We start from the raw sequence: 22,060 nt of genomic DNA on the forward strand, positions 1-22,060 counted from the left end.
GATGAGAACGCTTGCCACTGAAGAGCTGACCAAGGCTTACGGTGGACGGCAGGTGGTGCGAGGGGTAAGCCTCCATATCCGGCAGGGCGAGGTGGTGGGTCTGCTGGGGCCGAATGGCGCCGGCAAGACGACGACCTTCTACATGACGGTCGGCCTGGTGCGGCCGGACTCCGGGCGGATCCTGACGGACAACTCCGACATCACGCGGACGCCGATGTACCTGCGCGCGCGCGAGTTTGGCATCAGCTACCTTCCGCAGGAGCCTTCGATCTTCCGCAAGCTGACGGTGGAAGAGAACATCATGGCGGTGCTGGAGACGCTGCAGGTAAGCCTGGAGACGCGCCGGATGCGCATGGAGTCCCTGATCGCGCAGCTGAACCTGGGACACGTGCGGCGCACGCAGGGCTATGCTCTGTCGGGCGGCGAGCGCCGGCGCGTGGAGATTGCGCGCTGCCTGGCGATCGATCCGGCGTTCATCCTGCTCGACGAGCCGTTTTCGGGGATCGATCCGATTGCTGTGCTGGAGCTGCAGCAGATCATCCTGGATCTGAAGAACACGGGCATCGGGATTCTGATCACCGACCACAACGTGCCGGAGACGCTGAGTGTGACGGACCGCGCGTACATCATCAATGACGGTCGGATCTTCTTCGCGGGCACTCCCGGGGAGCTGGGGCGGAACCCGGAGGTGCGGCGCATCTACCTTGGGGAACATTTCTCGATGTAGGTGGGCTCGGGCAATTCCAGGGCCGCTGGCGCCGCAGGGTACCAGGATCGTTAATCCATCACCCGTTTTCGGAATTGCGCTGTCCGGAATCGCCTCTAATCTTTGGGCAGATGGAATTCGATTCCATGGCTTCCAGTTTGGGATCGCAGCTGGGCCGCTGCCGGGCGAAATTCTGGTGGCCTGCGGTTTCGGAGTACACTAGGCCCACGCCGGCCAGACAGCATAGGGCCGTCCGGCAGGCGCGGGTCGAACCGTGCTCGGCTGGCGGTTCCGCGGTGAGGTTGAAGAGTTGTTACAACCACGTCTGAACGTCAAGTTGTCGCAGCGCCAGGTGCTCACGCCCGGGCTTGTTCAGATGGTAGGCGTGCTCGCGCTGACCAAGCTTGAGCTGAAGGACATGATTAACGGGGAGTTGATCGAGAACCCCGTCCTGGAAGAGATCGACGAGACCTCCGAGACGCTGGACGAGCGTTCGGGCAAGGAAGGCGATCTCGAGCGCAGCGTGGCGGAGATCTCTGCCGAGAGCGAACGTCCTGAAAAAGATCCGTTTGATGAGATCGACTTTGGCAGCTACTTCCAGGACTTCCTGGACCCCGGATATCGCACTGCCGGCACGCTTGAGGACTACGATAAGCCCTCCTTTGAACACTTCCTCTCGGCGCCTTCAACGCTGACCGACCACCTCACCTGGCAGTTGGGCTCGATGAGCATCAGCCGGGCGTTGCGGCAGGCTGCAGACATCATTCTGGGGAACCTGAATGAGGATGGTTATCTCACCGCAACCGATGAGGAGATCGCCGAATCGCTGTCTGGTGAGCTTTCCATCGAAGACGGTCTGGCGCTGATAGCGCAGGCGCGTGAGGTCGTTGCGCAGCTAGACCCGGTGGGGATCGGCGCTCGCGATCTGCGCGAGTGCCTGTCGATGCAGATACGGGCGCAGCAGCGCGAGGCCCGCCATGCCGAGGAGCGCGCCACGCTGGGAGAGGAGCAGGCAGAGCATCTGCTGAGCGTTCTTGAACTGGCGTCGACCATCATCGACCAACACCTGGCGCTGCTGCAGAAGCGCGATATGCGGGAGCTGAACCGGCTCTGCCGCCAGCCTGCGGAGGTGGTCAATGAGGCTGTTGATGTCATCCGAAGACTCGATCCTCGGCCCGGCCAGCGATACAACCAGTCGGCAACACGACTGATCGAACCGGATGTGGCCTTTGTGCGGCGCGATGACGAGTGGGTGGTGGTGATGAATGAGGAGGACATGCCCGCTCTCCGGCTGAACAACAGCTACCGCAAGATGCTTCGCGAGAAGAGCGTGGAGCGCGATGTCCGGGAGTATGTGAAGGAACGCTATAAGTCCGCGATTCAACTGCTTCGGAACATCGAGCAGCGCAAGAACACGATCGTGCGGACGTGCGAGTCGATCGTGCGGCGGCAGCAGGAGTTCCTGGAGCGTGGGGTGGAAGGCCTGCGGCCGATGATGATCAAGGAGGTCGCCGAGGAGATAGGCGTTCATCCCAGTACGGTAAGCCGGGCTGTCGCGAATAAATATGTCCACACCACACAGGGCGTGTATGAGCTACGATTCTTCTTCTCCGAGGCCGTAAATGGTCCGGAGGGGGGAGATCTTCCGCTGCCGTTGCTGAAGCGGAAGGTGAAGAAACTGATTGAAGAGGAGGATCCCCGCAAGCCGTGGACAGATGATTATCTGGCCGCGGAGCTGCAGCGCCAGGGCATCAAGGTAACGCGCCGCACTGTAGCGAAGTACAGGGAAGACATGCAGATTCCCTCTACGCACCAGCGCCGACAGCGCTGATCCGGGCTTTTCTTCTGCCGATGCGAGTCCGCAGACGCGACACGCTATGACGTCCTTCCCGGGGAGGGACGCGCATGGAAGCCGGGTTTGGAGGAGTCGAACGACAGAGGACGGCTCAAGCGTACTCTCAGCTCCAGCCAAGGAGATATTCCACATGACGATCGAGTTCACAGGCCGTCGGACGACGGTAACTTCCCAACTCAAAGCGCAAGTCGAAGCCGGGATGGAACGTATTTCCCGGGTCACCCGCCGTTGTACCGGCGCGCACGTCATTCTCACTGAAGACAAGTACCGCCACATTGCCGAGATTCTGGTGAAGTGCCGCGGTGAAGAGCTGGTGGCCCGATGTGAGTCCACCGCCATGGAAGTAGCGCTGCATCATGCGTTGCAGACGGTTGAGCGACAAGCCATCCGGAACAAGCAACGATTTGAGACGGTGCGCCAGCACCCGAAGCCGCTTCCCGCAGCTGCCGCGTAGCCTCACCGGCTACATATAGAGCAGCTTCCACACCCAGGCCCTCACCAACCCCACTGAAGGAACCGCCGCGTCACATTGAATCCGCGTGGATGCTTTGCTGTCGAAAGAGCCAAAGCGATTTTCGCGGGGCAATGCTAGGATGCACGCATGGCGCGGCGGTCCTCAGAGAAGACGGGAAAGATCCCGAAGATCGAGAAGACCTTGGAGGTTCCCAAGGTCCCCAAGGCTCCTAAAGCGGCAAAACCCTCGAAGGCCGCAAAGCTTCCGAAGCCCCCCAAGACGAAGAACAAGAGAAAGAAATCGAGCGCGACCACGGTGAGTGGCCGTGAGCTGGCGCACCTGCCGGACGGCGAGACGCGCGATCTCGTGATCCTGACGGGGCTGTCGGGCTCGGGCAAGATGTCAGCGGCGAAGGCGTTCGAGGATCTTGGCTACTACTCGGTCGACAACCTGCCGATGGAGCTGATTCCAAGCTTCGCGGAGCTGGTTCTGAGCTCGGCTGAGATTACCCATGCGCTGCTGGTGGTGGATGTGCGCGAGGGCAGCCGGCTGGACCGCTTTCCATCGATCCTGAAGCAGGTGCGGAAGACGCTGCCGACACGCGTCGTCTATCTCGAGGCCAGCGAGGATGCGCTGATCCGGAGGTTCTCGGAGACGCGGCGTCCTCATCCTCTGCGCCGCGAAGAGACGGTGGTGGACTCGATCCGCGCCGAGCGGGGACGCCTGGAGCCGGTGCGCAACGTCGCCGACATTATCCTCGACACCACCAAGTTCAATGTTCATGAGCTGCGCGCGCACATCAACGCTCAGTTTGAGCGGGGGCATGGCGACGGGCAGGCGCTGTCGCTCTCGGTGATGAGCTTTGGCTTCAAGAACGGCGTGCCCGCCCACGCCGACCTGGTGTTCGATGTGCGCTTTCTGCCGAATCCCCACTTCGTCCCCAAGTTCCGCAACCTGACGGGGAAGGACAAGCGCGTCGCGAAGTACGTGATGGACTTTCCGCAGACGAAGGAGTTCCTGGACAAGGCTACGGAGATGCTTACGTTCCTGTTGCCGCACTACATCCAGGAAGGAAAGAGCTATCTCACGGTGGCGATTGGGTGCACCGGCGGACAGCACCGGTCGGTGATGATCGCCGAAGAGTTGCGAAAGCGGCTGGCCGACGCAGGCTACCGGGCGAAGGCGGAGCACCGCGACATGCCCCGATAGTTTCTGGCCCAAAGTCTTCTCCCGGGGAACTGCGCCCTCTCGCCCGCGGCGCACGTCTCACACCCCAGGGACGACGGCCTGATGCCGAGTCCGCGTACACTCACAGTGGATGGAACGAGCACGAATGAGATTGGCCGGTAGCCGCGGATGAAGCGCATTCTTCGCCTGTTGAGCTATATGCGACCGTATGCCCTGTACACGGTGGGCGCACTGTTGCTGATGGTCCTTTATGCGTTGATGGCGGCGGTGCGCGTGATGCTCATCAAGCCGATCATCGACAACGTGCTGAGCGCCCAGGCGTCTCCGGACAAGGTGCTCGTGTTCCCGATTCCGCATACGCGGTTGGTGTTCAACCTGCAGTTCCTGATCCCCCATCACTTCCACAATGCGTGGACGGTGGTGGCGGTGGCGCTGATCGGCTCGGCGATCATCAAGTCCATAGCGGACTACCTTGGGACCCTGCTGGCCAACAAGGCCGGGTTCGGCATGATCACGGACCTGCGCAACGCGCTCTACGAGTCGATCCTGCGGCGGTCCTCGGCGTTCTTTCAGCAGCATTCGTCCGGGACGCTGATCTCCACGCTCATCAACGATGTGGAGCGTGTGCAGACGGCGATGGCGACGGTGCTGATCGACTTCTTCCAGCAGTTTTTCACGATGCTTGTGCTGATCGGCGTGGTGATCATGACGGGCGGCTGGCTGGCGCTGGTGCTGCTGGTGTTTGTGCCGATCATCATCGTGTCGTCGCGCAAGGTGGGGCGCAGCGTGCGCAAGACGACGCGCAGCGGACAGGACAAGCTGGCCGAGATCCAGAACATCGTGCAGGAGACCATCACCGGTAACGGGATCGTGAAGGCCTTTGGCATGGAAGCGTGGGAGATGAAGCGGTTCCGCCGGGCCGCGGACAAGCTGCTGCGCGCGAACATGCGGTCGGTGTCGGTACAGGCGATCAGCTCGCCGTTGATGGATGCCCTTGGAGCTGTGCTGCTGGCGATGCTCCTCTGGCTGGGACGCACGGTTGTCCTTCGTGGAGCGTCGGAGGGCACCTTCATTACCTTTCTTGGCGCGGTGATCATGCTCTACGATCCGGTCCGCCGGATGCCGACCTACTACAACAGCTTTCAGCAGGCGGTTGGTGCGAGTGACGAGATCTTCCACTTTATCGACGAGCAGGATGACGTGCGCGAGAGCAAGGGTGCGACGTCCATCAAGGGCTTTGAAAGCGCCATTGAGTTTCGCAACGTGCACTTTGCGTACGATCGCCATGGCGAGACGCGCGAGGTGCTGCATGGAATCAACCTCACGGTAAGGCGGGGCGAGGTTGTCGCACTGGTAGGGCCCAGTGGTGGCGGCAAGTCCACACTGGTAAACCTGCTGCCCCGGTTCTACGACGTGACGGCCGGAGAGATCCTCGTCGATGGGCGCAACGTGCGTGACCTTACACTGGCGTCGCTGCGGGCACAGATCGGCAAGGTGACGCAGGAGACCGTGTTGTTCAACGACACGGTGCGGAACAACATCGCGTATGGCCAGCCCCACGTGTCAATCGACGCCGTGAAGTCGGCTGCCGGCGCCGCGCTGGCCGACGTCTTCATCGATCGCCTGCCGGGCGAGTACGATTCGGTGATCGGCGAGAAAGGCACGCGGCTTTCTGGCGGCGAGCGGCAGCGGCTTGCGATCGCGCGGGCGCTGCTGAAGGACGCGCCGATCCTGATCCTGGACGAGGCGACCTCCGCGCTGGATACCGAGAGCGAGGCTGCGGTGCAGGCCGCGCTGGCGAACCTGATGCAGGGCCGAACGACTCTGGTGATCGCGCATCGGCTTTCGACGGTGCGCCGGGCTGACAGGATCGCTGTGCTGGAACAGGGAGCGATCACCGAGCTTGGCACGCACGACGAGTTGCTGGCTCGCAATGGGACCTATGCGAGGTTGTATCGCCTGCAGTTCGGCGAGGATGCCGAAGAGACAGCTGTCGCAGAGATGGCTACCGCGGCGGGGGCTGAAGGCATCGCATAGCGGAAGGAGATGGTTTCGTGGCGCTGAAGTTTACATACTCCTACCTGGAAGATTCGCTCTCGCTCTTCCACTACTACAAAGGTCTGGCCGACCGAGCGATTGCCCAGGTGAACGATGAGCAGCTGTTCGCAAGCCTCGACGCGGACGGGAATTCGATCGCGATCATCATGAATCACCTGAGCGGGAACATGCGGTCGCGGTTTTCGGAGTTCATGGCGAGTGACGGTGAGAAGCCTACCCGGAACCGGGACGCTGAGTTCGATACTCCGCCGGTGAATCGAGAGGAACTGCTGGAGATGTGGGAGCAGGGATGGGGATGCGTCTTCGGCGCCCTGGAGCCGCTGACGGAGGCGGACCTCACACGGACGGTCACGATTCGTGGCGAAGCGCATTCGGTGATGCAGGCGATTAACCGGCAGCTGGCTCATTATCCTCACCACGTCGGCCAGATTGTGCTTCTGGCCAAGCACTTTGCGGGCGGGACGTGGCAGACGCTCAGCGTGGCTCGCGGAAGTTCGGTGGAGTTCAACCGCCGAGTGGCTACGGGCGAGATCAGCCAGCGTTAAGCTGTGCGGCGGGCCGGCTCCATTACACTAGCAGGGATCACCATGGCAGGCCTTCTCTTCATCATTTCGGCTCCCAGCGGGAGCGGTAAGTCCACTCTCGTCAGCGAGGTACGGCGACTTGTCTCCGGGCTGGAGTTCTCCGTCTCCTACACTACGCGCGCGCCTCGCGGCAGCGAGGAAGACGGCAAGGAGTACCACTTCATCACGCGCGAACGGTTTGAGCAGATGATCGCTGCGGACGAGTTTCTGGAGTGGGCGCAGGTCTTTGGCAAGGACTACTACGGCACAGCCCGCGCGGCCCTGACGCACGCCGGGGAGCAGGGGCATGACCTGCTGCTGGACATCGATGTGCAGGGCGCGTTGCAGGTGATGGAGAAGATGCCCGAAGCAGTGTCGATCTTCATCCTTCCGCCGAGTCCGCAGGTGCTGGAGCTGCGGCTGCGCAATCGCAGCCAGGCCGAGGGTGTGACCGAAGAAGAGGTGATCGAGCGGCGTTTGAACCAGGCACGCACGGAGCTGAGCCGGATCGAGCGCTACCGCTACGCGCTGGTGAACGACGTTCTGGACCAGGCTGCGAGCGAGATGCGGTCGATCGTTTTGACCTCGCGAAATGAGGCCAGCGAGGAAGAGGAGCAGCTTTCGCTGGCCTGCAAGACGTCTGCGGGCTCGCCGCGACTGGCGTCTTCGCTGGCGAGCTTTGGTGTGTCGCTAGGCGATTAGGTTGATCCCGCTGAACGGTTACTGATATACCTCTGAATTTGCGTTTCCTGCCGGTTCCCGTGAGTATTCGCAGGGGCTTCGGGGTTACTATGGACGCACTCCCCGGAGGTCCTATATGTCAGAGAGCTCTTCTCTCTTTAACAAGTATTCGCTTGTGAAGGGCGCTGCACGCCGTGCCCGCCAACTGCAGTCCGGAGCTCCCGCACTGGGTGTCTCGAAGTCCATGAAGGCGTGCCGTGTGGCTCAGGATGAGATTCGCAACGGCAAGGTGACCTACACGGTGGGTTCGACGAAGCCGATCTCCACAGCCAGCCTGTAGTTCTTCGGGGCCCGCTGGGCCTTAAGATAAAGATCGTCATGGAAGTCACACCCGCGCAGCAGCTGCGTTCGTACGTCGAGTACCTGCGCGAGCTTGGACTGTACGATCTTTATCGCCGTGCCGAACCATCGATCGCGCTGAGCGAGACGATGCGGCAGGCGTTGCTGCCTGCAGCCCCGCCTGTGCAGCCACGATCGGGGCCAGGTCCGACAGCAAGCGTGGCAGTTGCACCGGCTGTGGCGCGACCTGCTCCCGCGCGACCTGCTCCGCCAGCACCGAACCGTGGCGCAGGAGCGAGTCCCATTTCCGGTGCTGCGAACCCCGGGCCTTCGCCGTTTGCGCGTTCGAATGCCGCGGTTACCCCTCCTCCGGCAGCCGGGCCGGCGGCGCCGAAGTCTCCTGCTCTACCCGCCGCAGCGGATTTCCCGGAGTTTCCGGATCCGCTGGGCGACCTTGCTGCACCTATGCCCAAGCCAAAGTCTTTTGACAATCTTGCTCCGCCGCCGTTGGAGATTCTTCCTCCTGCTGCTCGAGTCGCCGCTCTTGCTGCGATCCAGGCTGACATTGGCGATTGCACGCGCTGCCCGCTCGCGTATGGAGGTCGCCACAAGATTGTCTTCGCGGACGGCGATCCCAACGCGACGCTCATGTTCGTGGGCGAGGGCCCGGGCGCGGACGAGGATGCGTCGGGCCTGCCGTTTGTGGGCAAGGCAGGGCAGCTGCTGAACAACATGATCACAGCGATGGGCATCGCGCGCGAGCAGGTATACATCGCGAACATCGTGAAGTGCCGGCCCCCGGCTAACCGCACGCCGGAGTATGTAGAAGCGACGACGTGCTCCCAGTTCCTGCTGCGGCAGATCGATGTCGTGAGGCCGCAGGTGATCGTGGCTCTCGGCGCTACGGCCGCGACGTACCTGCTGGGGGTGCGGCAGTCGCTGGGATCATTGCGGGGCAACTGGTACTCGGCGCGGGGAGCCAAGGTAGCTGTGACGTACCACCCGGCGTTCCTCCTGCGCGATCCGCGCATGAAGGGCGAAGCGTGGAAAGATCTGCAGCGCGTGATGGTCGAGCTGGGACTGAAGTCGCCGGTGAAGAGGAAAGACAGTGAGTAGCGAATAGTGAATAGTGAAAGGCAAGGCGCGACCTCAGTCGCGCCTTTGCCTTTGTTCCTGGCTTTCTACTTCACACTTCTCACTTACCACTCTCAGTTGGACGAGTCGTCGTAGCCGCCGCCGTCATCGCTGGATGAGTCGTCAAAGCCCGAGTCATCGCTTGAGCTGTTGTCGTCGAATCCCTGCTGGCTGTCGTCGTTCGCGTCGTTATTTCCGGTGTCCGCGAAGCCGCGGCGATCTTCGATGTCGGGTGAGAGGTCCTTGCTGCTGGCATCGTTGGCTGCGTTGTAGAAGCTGGAGTCGTCGTTGCCTTCGAGGTGATGCTCGTGGCCTGATTCGGGGCGATCGTCGTCGTAGTAGTTGTTGTTGATGACCTCGGTCGGACGGCTGCCCCCGTAGCCGCCGCCTTCATGGCCGAAGCCGCGGAACATGTCCTCCATGCCCTGGAAGACCATCTCTCCGGCGGCGACTCCCGCGGCGGTCTGGAGAGCGCCGCGAAGGAACCCGCCTCCGCCAATTGGGCTACCCATGCCTCCACCCATGCCATAGCCCATGGGCTGCACGGGAACGGCCTGCACATAACCGGGCTGGGCGTATCCCTGCGGAGGATAGCCTTGCGGATATCCCTGCTGCGGGTAGCCCTGCTGGGGCTGGGGATTGTCCGTGCCGAAGAGGTGTCCGAGGAAGCTGCCGGACTTCTGAGATTGCTGAGCCTGCTGCGCCTGGGCTCGCGCCTGGTCAAGCTGGGCCTGCAGGTCGTCTGCCTGCTGCTGGGCCGCCTGGAGCTGTTGCTGCGCGTTCTGCAGGCCATACTGCTGCACTAGCACCGTCTGTGCGAGCACGTAGAGCACGTCCGGCACGCTGTCGAGGTTCTGGTGAAGGTACTTGTCGGCGTCAACATCCTTGTCCGTCGCCGGGGTGGATCGGATGCGGCTGATGAGGCCATCGATGAGCTGTTGCTCCTGCGGGGTCATACAAGATCCTCCGTGTATCCAGAACGTGGGATGCGGGCGGAAAGTTCCGCGCTGCGCGAGTCGTGCCGCGAATCGCGCTGCCTTCGATTGGACTCCTTCTGTTGCTGATTGTCGCGGGCCTCGTGGCGCGGACATGAGGGAGGCAAGGAAAAAGGGAAGGTGCGGATCGGAAGCCACCGGGCTGGCCAGAGTTTTCCTGAGCCCCAATTGGTCGCTGCTGGAATCTCTGGTAAACTCACTTTTGAAGCAGGATGGATGCGCGCCAGATTGGCGGGCCCGGACTGCGCTCTCGTGGGGCTGTAGCTCAGCTGGGAGAGCGCCTCGTTCGCAACGAGGAGGTCAGCGGTTCGATCCCGCTCAGCTCCACCAATAAATCACTTTTCAATTAAATGTGGTGGAACGGATTCCCTTCCGAGGAATCTGTCTTTGTCAGCTCAAATGACTTCGGGAACAAGGTGGGCTCTCGCTGTTCCCTGATGCCAACCTTCGAAGGATTCAATCTCTGTTCATATAGACCGACTCTGCCTGTATAAGCAGAGCATTTTTCCACTAATATCTCAGACTTGTTGCTCATCATTTAGGCCCATTGATTGCCCTAGACCGAGTCGTGGTTACTTGTCTTGCACATTCAAGGGAAGATCGAACGCAATAAGGTCTTTCTTTTGCGTCGTTTCCATTGTGGTCATGACGCGATTTCGCGATATCGAGAATGTGGGGGCAGGTCACCCTTGTCCGGAATTTCTGCGTCAAACCTTTCAACACGCAAGGATTATGGCTCGACTGCCGTTCCTCAAAAGGATGTCTTCGGCGTCGGGCTGTGATGCTGTGAGGTGGACTTGCGCAGTAGAGTGGAACAGGACAACTGTTTGTCTAGAGAGCAAATCCAGGCATGCAAACAACGCAGAAGTCGTTGAAGCCGGTTGAAGTAGTGCGCCGACGTTGTAAACAGGGTTACGCCAGATGCGTTGCGCAGCAGACCTGATGACAATTGCAATAAGTATCCGCGTATGCATTGCTGGTTGGGTGCGACGGATCGCGGGCGATTCGCAATCCCTCACCTCAAAAAGCAGACGACACAGCAACTTGTGGCAGATACTGGGGTTCACCGCGACATAGGCCCGTCAAGACGCTATGATAAATTGACAACATTCCATCCCTTTGTCTTCAAGACGGATGCGCATTGCTTCAGGAATAGTTTTGTTGCATCAACCTCGTCTTCCACCTCTCTTCACCTTCAAGGAGGAACGCGTGCTTCGTGGGCTCGTAGAGGCTACAACTGCCCAAGTAAACGATATGGGCCCAACTCTTGCTGCCAAAGGCAAACCAGGAGTCACGGCCGATCCACATAGAGTACTTCCACTGAACCTAGTGCGGTCTGCAAGGACGCGAACTACATCGCTGCAATACGGCGTATGGAAACGGTTCGCTGATTTGCTCTGCTGTCTCTTGCTCATGCCTGTGGCGCTTCCTATCTTCGCTGCGGTAGCGATGGCCGTGCGGCTTAGTTCTTCTGGCCCGGTGTTCTATCGCGAGCAACGCGTAGGCAAGTCGGGAAAGCTGTTCAGGATCTACAAATTTCGGTCGATGTACACCAAGGAATATCAGCGTGAAGTTCTGCGGTATACGGAGTGTGACGTCCTCCAGATGCGTCGTCGCCAGGACCACAAGCATATGGGCGATCCCCGCGTCACGCCTGTGGGGCGAATCCTGCGCAAGTTGAGCCTTGATGAGCTTCCTCAGCTGATGAATGTGATTCGCGGGGAGATGTCCCTTGTGGGGCCAAGACCCGTCGTGGCGGCCGAGCTGCAGCGTTATGGGGCGGATGCCTATTTTTATAAGCTTGCGCGGCCCGGTATCACGGGACTCTGGCAGGTTTCAGGCCGCAATGATGTGAGCTACGAGCAGAGAGTGCGGCTTGATGTAACGTACTGCAGTGAATGGAGTCTTTGGCTAGATACGTTGATTATGTTGCGTACCGTTCCCGCAGTGGTGAAGACCAAGGGCGCATATTGATGGTGATAGCGGCTCCTGCGGCGGCACGGAGCCGCCTTTTCAATCTGTGGCGGTTAGATACATGCCAAGTCGTCCACATTAACGCCGCTCGGAGCGAGCGTAGTGGCATTATCGGATCGGACGATAACTCTCGCAGGCGTTTATGCTTGGTGGAGGATGGTCTGCAGCTCGGCTTACCCAAGTGATGTGCGCGGTGAGCTGAAGAGTCGAAGGGCTCGGCGTGGTGTGCCAAGTAGGGATCTTGACTGGATAGTCAGGCCATGGCCCGCGCCGTTCCCACTCTTCTACACGGGAGCAGTGATTCTTGAAAGAACCGCGGATGGATAGCGATGAGCTTTGGCGCAATACAGGGCCTGGACCGATGAAGTTCGGTGTGATCGTTCCGACGCTTCGTGCGGAGGGGATTTGGGATTCGTTCGCGAAGGCGCTTCAGGAAAACCTTGTGACTTCCGGACTGACTGCGTCGGATGTCCTAGTGATGGACTCCTCGTCGGACGATGCGACGCCTCGATTGGTTACCGAGTGCGGTTTTAGAATAAATTCCATTCAGAGATCGGAGTTCGATCATGGAGGAACCCGACAACTCGGGGTCATGCTCATGCCGGATGCTGATGTCGTTGTCTTCCTGACTCAGGACGCGGTGCTTGCTTCACCGGATGCGTTGCGAAGAATCCTCGGCGTGTTCGAGGATCCGCTGGTGGCGGCGGCCTACGGACGACAGTTACCCCACGCTGGGGCTGGGGCAATCGAAGCACACGCGCGATTCTTCAACTATCCGGCGGCAACAAGGATCCGCACACTGGAAGATCGCGTGCATAGCGGGATCAAGTCTATTTTCTTCTCTAACTCGTTCGGTGCGTATCGCCGATCGGCGCTGCTCGCGGTGGGAGGGTTCCCGGCAGGTGTGCTATTTGGCGAGGACACGATTGTGACGGGCAAGCTGCATCTGGCGGGGTATAAGACAGCCTATGTGGCTGACGCGGCTGTCCTGCATTCTCATGCGTACTCGGTCAGGGAAGAGTTTCGGAGGTATTTCGACATTGGCGTCCTACATGCTCAGGAGCGCTGGATGCTGGAGTCGTTTGGAGGAGCAAGTTCGGAGGGATCGCGGTTTGTTCGCTCCGAGCTGCGTTATTTGCTTGCTCACGAGCCATTAAGCATCCCATCCGCTGCCATGCGGACGGTGGCCAAGCTTGGAGCATACAAACTTGGCCGGGCCGAGCGCCACCTGCCTGCGGCTCTCAAGCAGTCGCTTTCGATGAACCGGATGTACTGGCGGCGCAAGGCAGCGGAAAACCTGAATTAGAGTTGGCCTTGTGGGGGGACGCTAAAGGTGCCCGCCCCCGGTTGGAGAGCGGGCACCCGACCTTGCAGGCTACTTCAATACGTTGATTGCAGCGACTCCCAAACCGAGCTGTCCGATCACGGTTGCAACGTCTACCAGATTACGGAGCAAAGGCCGCTTGTCCACCGTTTCGGGGACAGCGATCGTATCGCCTGGATTGAGGTGCTTATCGCGGAAGGAACCTGCGAGTGAAGCGCCGGAGAACTGCTTACTTTCGACGAGGCCATTGGCGCGCACGATGTAGATGCGATGGGTGTCAGCCGTACGCGTTCCGCCGCCGGCGTATTCTATGTAGTCCTTCACGCGGTGCTGACGCTCGTATAGGAACGAAGTCTGGTTATAGACGGCGCCGAAGACATTCACCGTGGCAGGAACCTGAGGGACGGTGAAGGTATCTCCGTCTTCCAGTGGAAGATCGGGGATGTCGGCCAGGTTGGTGCTTCCTGGTGGGATGAAAAGGACGATTCGTCCGGTGGCCTGCATCAGGCGGAGGCGCGCGGCGACGGTGCGGGCATTCTGCAGCGCCGCTACGGTCGCGACATCGTCCTGGGGAGTAAGGGAGTTGTTCGCGCTGTTGGCTTCGGCGAGCTTGATGCGCTGGTCGAGGTCATCGGCGTATGCGCCGATGCGCTGCTGCTGGACAACCCGGGTGGACTCACGGGTGAATTCCGAGCCATATAGGTAAGCGTCGTTTGCGAGACCGACGCGGGAGACGAGCTGTCGAAGTGTCTCACCTGAGTTCACGCGATATATCCCCGCGCTGGCGAACTCTCCTTCGAGGCGAACGAACTTGGTTTGCTGTGCCTGCTGCACGTGGATATCTGCAGTGGAGAAGATCGTCACGATATCGCCGGGCATCAGCTCAAGATTCTGAGCTGGATCGCCGTCGAGGATGGCCTTGCCGAGATTGAAGGGGATGAGCCGCGTAGAGAGATCGGCTGTATCGAGACGCTGGATGACGGCGTAAGACCAGTCGATTTCCGGTGCGCCGAGGATGACTTGATTGCGGACGGGGAATCGCGCCCTCACGTCCGTCACGGCGGCGCTGACAGAATCCCTTGGCGGCGCGCCCGGCTGCGATGCGCTGGTGGCATCGAGCGTGGCCGCTTGATCATTCTGGCTCCGGCGTGAGGCCGACTGTGAGGCGTTGCCTTGCGTGGTGGTGTTTGTTGTTACGAGGGGAGGAACCTCGACCTCGCGTCCGTAAACGTCGAGTTGGCGGCCATAGACGTTCGTGTCACTGTCCTGAGCATTGGGCAGGGATTGTGTCAGCGCCGTCGGCGACGGAGAGACTGCCCGACCATTGATCTGCGCGATGGGCTGGTCGGGAGCGTAGCGTCGAATGTCGGGCGTGGAATCCAGCGTGGGAAGGCCGAGTTTATTGCGCTGTTCCCAGTAGTTCCGGGTAAGCAGCGCTTCCTTGTTAGGAATAAGATCGCGGATGCGCATGCCCGGATGCCACGCGAAACGGCGCGGGTCGGCAACGTTTCCGCGGAGTGTCACGGCTTCCTTGAAACGATCAACGATAGGTGAGATCTCAAGGATGTCGCCATCCTGGAGGGTGCTTGAGAGGCCGCCCTCGTCCAGCTTGACAGCGGTAATGGAGCGGGTGTCCTCGGTGGTGCGTACTCTCTCGACCTGGAGATCGCTGGTGCGTGCCAGGGGAGAGAGGCCTCCTGCGAGCCGAATCACGTCTCGTAGGGACGTCGCGGACTTCAGCTCATAGATCGCCGGATGACGGAAGCTGCCGGCCAACGCGACGACTGGGCCTACCGGAGGGATGTAGATGACATCGCCGGACTCGAGGCGAATGTCTTTCGACTTGTCGCCCTTGAGGAGCAAGTCGTAGAAGTCGAATGTGCCAACGACTCTGTCCTTGCGGCGGACCTCAATATTTCGCATGCTTCCACCGGGCGTTGGACCGCCGCAGGCGAAAAGTGCATTGATGAGTGTGCTGAGCGAACTAATGGTGTAGCTGCCAGGCGTCTTCGCTTCGCCCACGACGAACACATCGATCGAGCGAAGCTGGCCGACATTGACGTTTAAGTCAAAGTTAGAGAAGTTTTTGCCAATCTGCGACTTGAGAAAATCGGTCAGGTGATCGTAGGAGATTCCAGCGACATGAATGGCTCCTACTTTTGGGATGAATATCGAGCCCGAGCGGTCGACCGTGAAGCTGCCATCGAGGGTGACGTGCCCCCAGATGCGAACGAGCAGCTCGTCACCTGGTCCGATGACGTAGTCCGGCGTGACAGGGATGCGGCTGACGGGGGCGAAGGTCGAAGGCGGGTTGCGGAACAGATCCTGACCGTACAGCGGCAGCACCTTGCCGATGGACGAGGCCGTGAGACGTTGGAAGTCGGTAAGTTCAACCGGCTGGTTCGGATTGCGATTTGGGGAGGTCCGATTGAGACTTTGCGTTGCATCCAGGTTCTGCTGGGCGTACGGATTTTGCTCCGCGTAGGGGCTCTGCTGTATCTGCGAGGAGGGTCTTGTAAGGTCCGAGCCTATCCGCGTGAAGGAGCCGGATTGCGTGGAACCATCGTCGCCGCCAGAGATCGGATTTCCCTGCGATTGGGATGACTGCCCGGATGAAGCGTCCTGCTGGGAAGATCCGGAGCTGGTGCTCTGGCCATGTATCGAGCCTGCTTCAAAGGCTGCGTATGCGAAGATCAGGACGCAAAGCCAGGTCGAACGGGACACCAGCAGACGCGGTTTGCTACACACCATAGTGAATCTCATTCCCTCAGCTTTGCTATTGAACGTTCCGAAGTTGTTGCCATGCCGATGCCTGATTTGAAGTGAATCGGAAAACAGAGCCACCGAGCGGTCTCGCTTGAGACCTACAAGAACGGCGCTTGTTCGAGACTCCGAGGAGGCGTTGAACAGAGCTCCCCGAACGCTTCAGTGGCGTCAGTGCAAGCCAAGTATAGTCGGCGGGGTCGCGGCTCGTCATCCGGCCTCGCTCGATGGCATTGGGGGGAAACTCTGGGATAAAGTACTGTGAGGTGAGTATGTCAAAGGAAGTTCGGCCCCCCCAGATTGTTTATGGCGTATTCAAGGGGATGGGGGATCTTCTGTGGGCTGTACCAGTGATTACTGCGGAGCTTGATCGTGGCTATCAAGTCCACCTGATCCTTTTTTCAAGTCCGGCTCTCGTAGAGTTCTGCACCTTGGTGGACTTTGGCCTGAATCGCAGCCTGCTCGTGATCCATACACTGCCACGGACCGCGCGCGAGGCCCTGGTGTTCCTGACGATGTGCAGTGGGGTGTCCCCGAAGATGGTATGGGTCTCGCCGCATGCGCCCGCCTTGGCGGCGAGCTGGAAAATTCCCCTGGTTTTGTGGACCCTGAAGACACTGTTCTGGGGATCGGCACGAGTAGTCGGCGCGACTACGGAGCCCATGGCGCGATTGTTCGATCGCGCACTGCCTGTGGACCGGTCCCTTCCCCTCAAGCAGCGGGAGTGGAGTATGTACGCGCTGTTGCGTGGAGATGCGGTTGCGGCAGACGTTCCACTGCCGCGATTCGCCCCGGAGATCATGCAGGAGGCAAGCGAGCCGTCGCGTTTCGATTTGATCATTCACCCCGGAGCCATGGCTCTGAATCGGACTTGGCCTCATAACAAGTATCCGGAGGTGATCGCACTGTTGCCGGAGGAGTGGACGATAGGGGTTCTGGGGCTGCCGCAGGACATAGAGCCACTGCGTGGGATGCTGCCTGCCGATCGGTCGATCGTGTTCCTTACCGGCTCGCTTCGGCAGGCGCTGTTGACATTAGCCGGGGCGCGGATTCTGCTGGTGATGGACAGCGGCAATGTTCATTTCGCCGAGGTGCTCGGGCGTCCGGCTGTCGCAGTGTTCGGCAAGGAGGATCCAAGCACGATCATTCCGCGTGGTTTGGTCGAGCCGGTGTATGAGAAGAGTGTTCCGTGCCAGCCATGTGGGCTAGCCGTATGCACGCAGACGGAGCCTTTCTGCATGACGAACCTTGCTCCGGCGACGGTTGCCAGCCGCCTCATACGTCTCGCCGGGGCCCATGCAAAGGGCATGGCATCTTTCTCAGCAGGCCGTTTCGATGTCCCCGCAGATTTGATTGCATTACTGAGCCATGATGCGTAGCGCTTACCGCGATACCACGTCAGCAGATTCGACCGTGCTACCGTACATCCTTCTCGCCGCCGGAATCATCCGCGCAGCTGTCGTCCTCCTGCTGCGCACATATCGCACCCCGCTTCTTTGGGAGGTTGGGCCACTCGCCGCGAATCTCTACCATCGGCTAGGCTATGCAGAACAACTGCCGGGACAGCAGCCGTGGCCCGCGATCTTTATGCCGCCCGGCTATGCTTTTTGGGTCGCGGCCTTCTACAAGGTTTTCGGGATGGGACCCACCGCATACATCGCCATCCAGGTATGCCAGATTGGCCTAGGGCTCGTTGTCGTGCTGCTGGTCTATAAGCTGGCCGTGATCCTCGTCGGACACGACTGTGCCGCTGCCGCTGCCGCAATGACCGCGCTGTACCCACCTCTGGTCTATCTCCCGGTCGAGTTTCATGCCATCAACCTCTATCTTCCGCTTGAAATGGCCTGCATCTACTTCCTTGCCGAATTCGCCACAGCCAGGAAAGGCACCACGTCGGTGTTCCTTGCCGCCGTCTGCATGGGGGGGCTCCTTCTGTTCCGCGCGGAGGCGTTGGCATTAGTGGTGATCTTCGCCGCTCTTCTCTTGGTCCTGCGTGGCAAATCTGCTCTCATACCCGCGCTATGGTTCCTGCTGATTTCGTTTGCTATCCTGGCACCATGGACCATTCGAAACTACGTCTTCTTTAGGTCCCTGATTCCGGTCTGTCAATCGAGTGGCACGAATCTGTGGATCGGTAATAACCCCCTGGCCACCGGGGACGATCGCTATCAGGCTGCGGACGACGTGCGGAGCGCGTTGAGCAAGGATACGAAGGGGGACGTCGCCAGGGAGTTTGGTCTCACGCAAATTCCTCTGGAAATCCGTGAGAGTTTCCGCCAAATACCTTTTGACAAGGACTCGTTGATCAGGAAGGATCGCGTGCTGCAAACCGTTGCGGTCCGTTTCATCGAAAGTCAGCCCAAGCAGTTCCTTCGCGTGGCCCTGAAGAAGAGCTTCTACTTTTTCTTCGTGGATTTCCATCACGAAATGGGACGCAGGCCTGTCTACTGGATTCCTGCATCGTTGCTGTCTCTTCTGGCTCTTGCAGGGCTCGTGCTTGGTTGGCGCGATTTGGACAAATCGTTCCTGCTCGTCATAGTGCCTATTCTTTTCTCTGTACTTTTAGGGGCTGTCGTCTTCGTCATTCCCCGCTACAGGATTGTCAATGATCCCCTCCTCATCCTTTGCGCGGCGTTACTCGCTCCGGCGATCAAACGGACGCGCGATGGAGACGCGCTCGTCGACCCGCTTGTCAGGCGTTTATCCTAGTGGAGGTGGAGCAGATGGCGTCAGAGAGCTTGGGCTGTTGCACAATAGTCAAAGGCAAGATCGGCATTGCCACAGTACTGTACAACTCCGGAGAGGTGCTGGCTGAGTTCCTCGCGTCCCTGCGGTCGCAGACTTACACGAACTTTGTGGTGTACGTTGTGGACAATGCTTCGGTCGACAACTCCGCAGAGCAATGCAGTCTCGCCGGCGATCGATTTATTGTGACGATCAACAAGCGGAATACCGGCTTCGCCTACGGAACCAATCAGGGGATCAGACAGGCTTTGGAGGATGGTTGCGAGTACGTCCTTCTGCTAAACAACGATGTGGCATTTGAGGCCGATTTCCTTGATCGATTCGTAAAGGGGATGGAGCGCACGGCAGCGGACATCGGAGCTCCGCTCACTTTCTACTACGACCGCCCCAATATTATTTGGGCGGCTGGAGGACGGTTTCAGAGGTGGGCAGGTTATCGCCCATTGCACCTCGGGATGGAGCAGCAGTACAGCGCAGAGTTTGCGCAAGATCGCCTCATCCAGTTTTCGCCGGGCTCCGGCTTGATGGCGCATCGACGTGTCTTCGAGCGCATTGGATTCCTGGACGAGACGTTCTTCACCTACTGGGAAGACACGGACTTCTCGGTGCGCGCGCTCAAGGCGGGCCTTCGGAGCTACCTGATCCCCAAGGCGAGGCTCTGGCACAAAGTGAGCAGCCTCACCGGGATGAACTCCGAGTTTCAACGCTTCTATGCGGTGCGGAATCACGCTCTGTATATAGCCAAGCACTGTGGCCCCCTTGAGGCTACGTTGCTCCACGGAATCTACCTCACGGCCTACCGTTTGATTGGGCTGCTGAGGCTGCGAACGGATGAGCGCGTGGCGTTCTGGAAGAAGGGGATTGAGATTGCTCGAACCGCCGGTTACAAATGACGCACTACTGCGCGAGGGCACGGATGCAACCGTCATGAAAGAGAAGCTTCCCGAGGCAAGGGAGGTAGCCAATAAGGCAATCTTCGGCATCTTGGCGCTGGGCAGCCGTCAGGTGCTGGTGCATGGCGTGAACCTTGCCGGCAACGTGATGCTGGCGAGATTGCTCTCCCCGAAGGACTTCGGCGTCTACGCGGTTGTGATCTTTCTCATAACTTTTCTGGGAACGTTCGGCGGAACGGGCCTGGCCAGCAATCTTATCCGTTCGGTGCGGCCGCCTACGGACGACGAGTACGCCGCCGTGTTCACTGCACAACAGATAGTGCTGTGCAGTGTGACTGGAGCGTTGACACTTCTGGCCCCGAAGCTCACGCAGATCTACCATTTGCAACGTTCCTACGTTTGGCTCTTCTGGTTGGCAGCGATGGCGTTGATGATCACTTCCCTCACCGTAATACCCCAGATTAGGATGGAGCGCGAACTAGCCTTCTCCAGACTGGCGGTTGCGGAGGTCTGGCAGACGATCATGTTCAACGTCTGCGCGGTCGTACTCGCCTGGCGCGGATTCGGAGGGATGTCATTCGGGATCGCGCTGCTTGTACGTGCCTTGACCAGCGTGATCGCGATTTATTTGCTGGAGCCGTGGCGCCCACGCTGGCACTGGGATTGGAAGATCATCCGCAGCAACCTGTCGTTCGGCATCTACTACCAGTTCTCCCAGGTGTTATCCCTCGTGAAGGACGCGATCGTTCCCTTGCTGCTTGGACTGGTTCTTGGAGCGGCGAGTGTGGGATACACGAGCTGGGCTAGCATGGTGGCTAGTTACCCCGTGCTTGCTCTCATGATTCTGCAACGAGTCTATCTGCCAACGTTTTCACGGTTGCAGCACGAGCCCCCAGCTCTCAAGCGCTTCGTCGAGAAAGTGGTGCTGGCGACCAATGCACTGGCGGCGCCAGCTTCGGTATTTATGTTGGTTCTCATCTACCCTTTGACGGCAATGGTCTACGGGCCGAAGTGGTACGTCGCCATCCCTCTTTACTTTCTTTTCTGGACGACCAATTTGTTTTCGCCCACGTCCACGCCGCTGCTTGCGTTGTTGAATGCCATGGGTTTCGCGCGGATCGTGTTTGCGTTCACGGTGCTCTGGATGGTAATGACGTGGGTCATCGGGATTCCCTTGGTGCTCAGGTTTGGAGCAATCGGCCTGGCATGGGCGAACGTCTGCGTGCAGGTCTCAAACTTGTTTCTCTTCGCTATCGTGAAGCGTAAGTTACCGTTGCTCATCTCCGCCTCGATTGTTCCTGGGTGGGCCCTGGCTGCCGTAGTGGGGCTGCTGTTGTGGTGGGTAAACCGCGTGCATCCTATTCAATCGATCGCGATGCTGCTGGCTTACTTGTCCGTCGGAGTGCTTGTGTACGGCTCCGGTATGCTTTACTGGCATGGGCCGGAGATAAGACAACTTCTTCCCCTCGTGCGCTCTAGGAGGGTGGCGTAGATGCAGACGGTAGGGCAGGATGGCGAGCACAGCAGACCCAGCATCACTGGAGTGATCGTGGCTCGCAACGAGGCCGATAAGGTGATGCATGCGCTTGCGTCTGTAAGGCCCATCTTGGATGAGTTGCTGTTCTGCGACATGGAAAGCAGCGACGCCACAGCCGCTATTGCGGCCAGCTTTGGAGCGACAGTGATTCCAGTGGCCCTCGCCACGGGGCAGGAGCCGGTACGCCCGGCAGCGGTGGCCAAGGCGAGCGGCGAATGGGTGCTGATGTTCGATGCGGATGAGGTGATCGAACCGCGTTTGCGTGAGACGCTGCTGCGCATCGCTCGCCAGGACGAAGCGGACGTGGTCAGCCTACCGCGCTTCAACTATCTCTTCGGCAAGCCGATGTACGGCGCGCTGATGGGCGCCAATGATGATCGACAGATCCGCTTCTTCAAGAAGGGAGCGGTCGAAGTGACGGCAGCGCTGCACGTACAACCCGTCGTCCAACCTGGGGCACGCCTCAAGGAACTTACCTTTCAGCATGATGGCGCCATCATCCACTTCAATTACGTCGATATCGACAATTACCTTACCAAATTCATTCGCTATACCTACATGGAGTCGCGAAAGCCGTCAGCCGCCGCCAAATATAAGCTTTTCCCTACCATTCTCAAGATGGGGTGGGAGTTCGTAAACCGGTACCTTCGCAAAGGCGGCTACCGCGACGGCTGGCGCGGTTTCTACATTGCAGCCTCGATGAGCTTTTACCGCCTCACCATATGGGCACGCGTGTGCGAAATGGAAGATGTAGGGACGCGGGAGCAGATCCAGTCAATATATTCCCGCGAGGCTGCTCGATCTGTACGCGAAAATCACTAACGAAAGCGTCTATGCGACATGATCGAAGG

Annotated in this window: 18 protein-coding genes and 1 tRNA gene; 17 read left to right on the forward strand and 2 right to left on the reverse strand. The window is 59.6% G+C overall.

The window, feature by feature from the left end; genetic code table 11:
- Window position 1 precedes the first annotated feature (1 nt).
- The 9 genes from lptB to C4S68_RS12515 all read left to right on the forward strand — a co-directional run bounded on the left by lptB (window position 2) and on the right by C4S68_RS12515 (window position 8,960).
- Entirely contained in the window at window positions 2-727 is a 726-nt protein-coding gene (lptB, locus tag C4S68_RS12475; RefSeq protein WP_103933421.1) for an LPS export ABC transporter ATP-binding protein, read from the forward strand.
- A gap of 289 nt (window positions 728-1,016) precedes the next feature.
- Window positions 1,017-2,537: an RNA polymerase factor sigma-54 gene (rpoN, locus tag C4S68_RS12480; protein ID WP_103933422.1), complete on the forward strand. Its 1,521-nt coding sequence runs from the start codon at window positions 1,017-1,019 to the stop codon at window positions 2,535-2,537.
- A 154-nt stretch (window positions 2,538-2,691) separates the two neighbouring features.
- Window positions 2,692-3,015, forward strand: coding sequence for a ribosome hibernation-promoting factor, HPF/YfiA family (gene hpf / locus C4S68_RS12485; protein ID WP_103933423.1), 324 nt, complete (start codon window positions 2,692-2,694; stop codon window positions 3,013-3,015).
- Window positions 3,016-3,162: 147 nt separating this feature from the next.
- Window positions 3,163-4,224: an RNase adapter RapZ gene (rapZ, locus tag C4S68_RS12490; protein WP_103933424.1), complete on the forward strand. Its 1,062-nt coding sequence runs from the start codon at window positions 3,163-3,165 to the stop codon at window positions 4,222-4,224.
- A gap of 147 nt (window positions 4,225-4,371) precedes the next feature.
- Window positions 4,372-6,240 carry an ABC transporter ATP-binding protein gene (locus tag C4S68_RS12495; RefSeq protein WP_103933425.1) on the forward strand — a complete coding sequence of 623 codons (1,869 nt, stop codon included), beginning with the start codon at window positions 4,372-4,374 and terminating at the stop codon, window positions 6,238-6,240.
- Between the two features lie 17 nt (window positions 6,241-6,257).
- Complete coding sequence (locus C4S68_RS12500; RefSeq protein ID WP_103933426.1) at window positions 6,258-6,806, forward strand: DUF1572 family protein; 549 nt, start codon at window positions 6,258-6,260, stop codon at window positions 6,804-6,806.
- A 42-nt stretch (window positions 6,807-6,848) separates the two neighbouring features.
- A complete protein-coding gene (gene gmk / locus C4S68_RS12505; protein WP_103933427.1) occupies window positions 6,849-7,526 on the forward strand; it encodes a guanylate kinase in 678 nt (225 codons plus the stop codon).
- Window positions 7,527-7,641: 115 nt separating this feature from the next.
- The gene (rpoZ, locus tag C4S68_RS12510; protein WP_103933428.1) at window positions 7,642-7,845 is read left to right on the forward strand and encodes a DNA-directed RNA polymerase subunit omega; all 204 of its coding nucleotides are present in this window, start codon (window positions 7,642-7,644) and stop codon (window positions 7,843-7,845) included.
- Between the two features lie 38 nt (window positions 7,846-7,883).
- A complete protein-coding gene (locus C4S68_RS12515; RefSeq protein ID WP_103933429.1) occupies window positions 7,884-8,960 on the forward strand; it encodes a uracil-DNA glycosylase in 1,077 nt (358 codons plus the stop codon).
- Between the two features lie 92 nt (window positions 8,961-9,052).
- Here C4S68_RS12515 and C4S68_RS12520 read toward each other — a convergent pair whose 3' ends face one another.
- Entirely contained in the window at window positions 9,053-9,934 is an 882-nt protein-coding gene (locus tag C4S68_RS12520) for a DUF2076 domain-containing protein (RefSeq protein ID WP_160115127.1), read from the reverse strand.
- Between the two features lie 293 nt (window positions 9,935-10,227).
- Here C4S68_RS12520 and C4S68_RS12525 point away from each other — a divergent pair.
- The 3 genes from C4S68_RS12525 (at window position 10,228) to C4S68_RS12535 (ending at window position 13,253) form a co-directional block, all read left to right on the forward strand.
- A tRNA-Ala gene (locus C4S68_RS12525) sits at window positions 10,228-10,303 on the forward strand.
- 924 nt (window positions 10,304-11,227) lie between these two features.
- Window positions 11,228-11,947 (forward strand): sugar transferase, encoded by a 720-nt coding sequence (locus C4S68_RS12530; protein WP_268807283.1) that lies wholly within the window; start codon window positions 11,228-11,230, stop codon window positions 11,945-11,947.
- A 319-nt stretch (window positions 11,948-12,266) separates the two neighbouring features.
- Window positions 12,267-13,253 (forward strand): glycosyltransferase, encoded by a 987-nt coding sequence (locus tag C4S68_RS12535; RefSeq protein ID WP_200821540.1) that lies wholly within the window; start codon window positions 12,267-12,269, stop codon window positions 13,251-13,253.
- Window positions 13,254-13,322: 69 nt separating this feature from the next.
- Here the strand turns inward: C4S68_RS12535 and C4S68_RS12540 are convergent, their stop codons facing one another.
- Window positions 13,323-15,995 carry an SLBB domain-containing protein gene (locus tag C4S68_RS12540; RefSeq protein WP_160115129.1) on the reverse strand — a complete coding sequence of 891 codons (2,673 nt, stop codon included), beginning with the start codon at window positions 15,993-15,995 and terminating at the stop codon, window positions 13,323-13,325.
- A 311-nt stretch (window positions 15,996-16,306) separates the two neighbouring features.
- On the opposite strand from C4S68_RS12540, the gene C4S68_RS12545 reads away from it, so the two are divergent.
- Genes C4S68_RS12545 through C4S68_RS12565 form a run of 5 tightly spaced genes read left to right on the forward strand, consistent with a single transcriptional unit; the run spans window position 16,307 to window position 22,031 of the window.
- Window positions 16,307-17,413, forward strand: a complete 1,107-nt coding sequence (locus C4S68_RS12545) for a glycosyltransferase family 9 protein (protein ID WP_160115130.1) — start codon at window positions 16,307-16,309, stop codon at window positions 17,411-17,413.
- Window positions 17,403-18,743 carry a glycosyltransferase family 39 protein gene (locus C4S68_RS12550; RefSeq protein ID WP_103933434.1) on the forward strand — a complete coding sequence of 447 codons (1,341 nt, stop codon included), beginning with the start codon at window positions 17,403-17,405 and terminating at the stop codon, window positions 18,741-18,743. Before C4S68_RS12545 ends, C4S68_RS12550 begins: the two co-directional genes overlap by 11 nt.
- Window positions 18,744-18,757: 14 nt before the next feature.
- Window positions 18,758-19,672 carry a glycosyltransferase family 2 protein gene (locus tag C4S68_RS12555; RefSeq protein ID WP_103933435.1) on the forward strand — a complete coding sequence of 305 codons (915 nt, stop codon included), beginning with the start codon at window positions 18,758-18,760 and terminating at the stop codon, window positions 19,670-19,672.
- Between the two features lie 34 nt (window positions 19,673-19,706).
- Window positions 19,707-21,164, forward strand: coding sequence for an oligosaccharide flippase family protein (locus tag C4S68_RS12560; RefSeq protein ID WP_160115131.1), 1,458 nt, complete (start codon window positions 19,707-19,709; stop codon window positions 21,162-21,164).
- Window positions 21,165-22,031 (forward strand): glycosyltransferase family 2 protein, encoded by an 867-nt coding sequence (locus C4S68_RS12565; protein WP_103933437.1) that lies wholly within the window; start codon window positions 21,165-21,167, stop codon window positions 22,029-22,031.
- The last annotated feature ends 29 nt before the right edge of the window (window positions 22,032-22,060 follow it).

It is taken from the genome of Bryocella elongata (assembly GCF_900108185.1).
GTDB classification, from domain to species: domain Bacteria; phylum Acidobacteriota; class Terriglobia; order Terriglobales; family Acidobacteriaceae; genus Granulicella; species Granulicella elongata.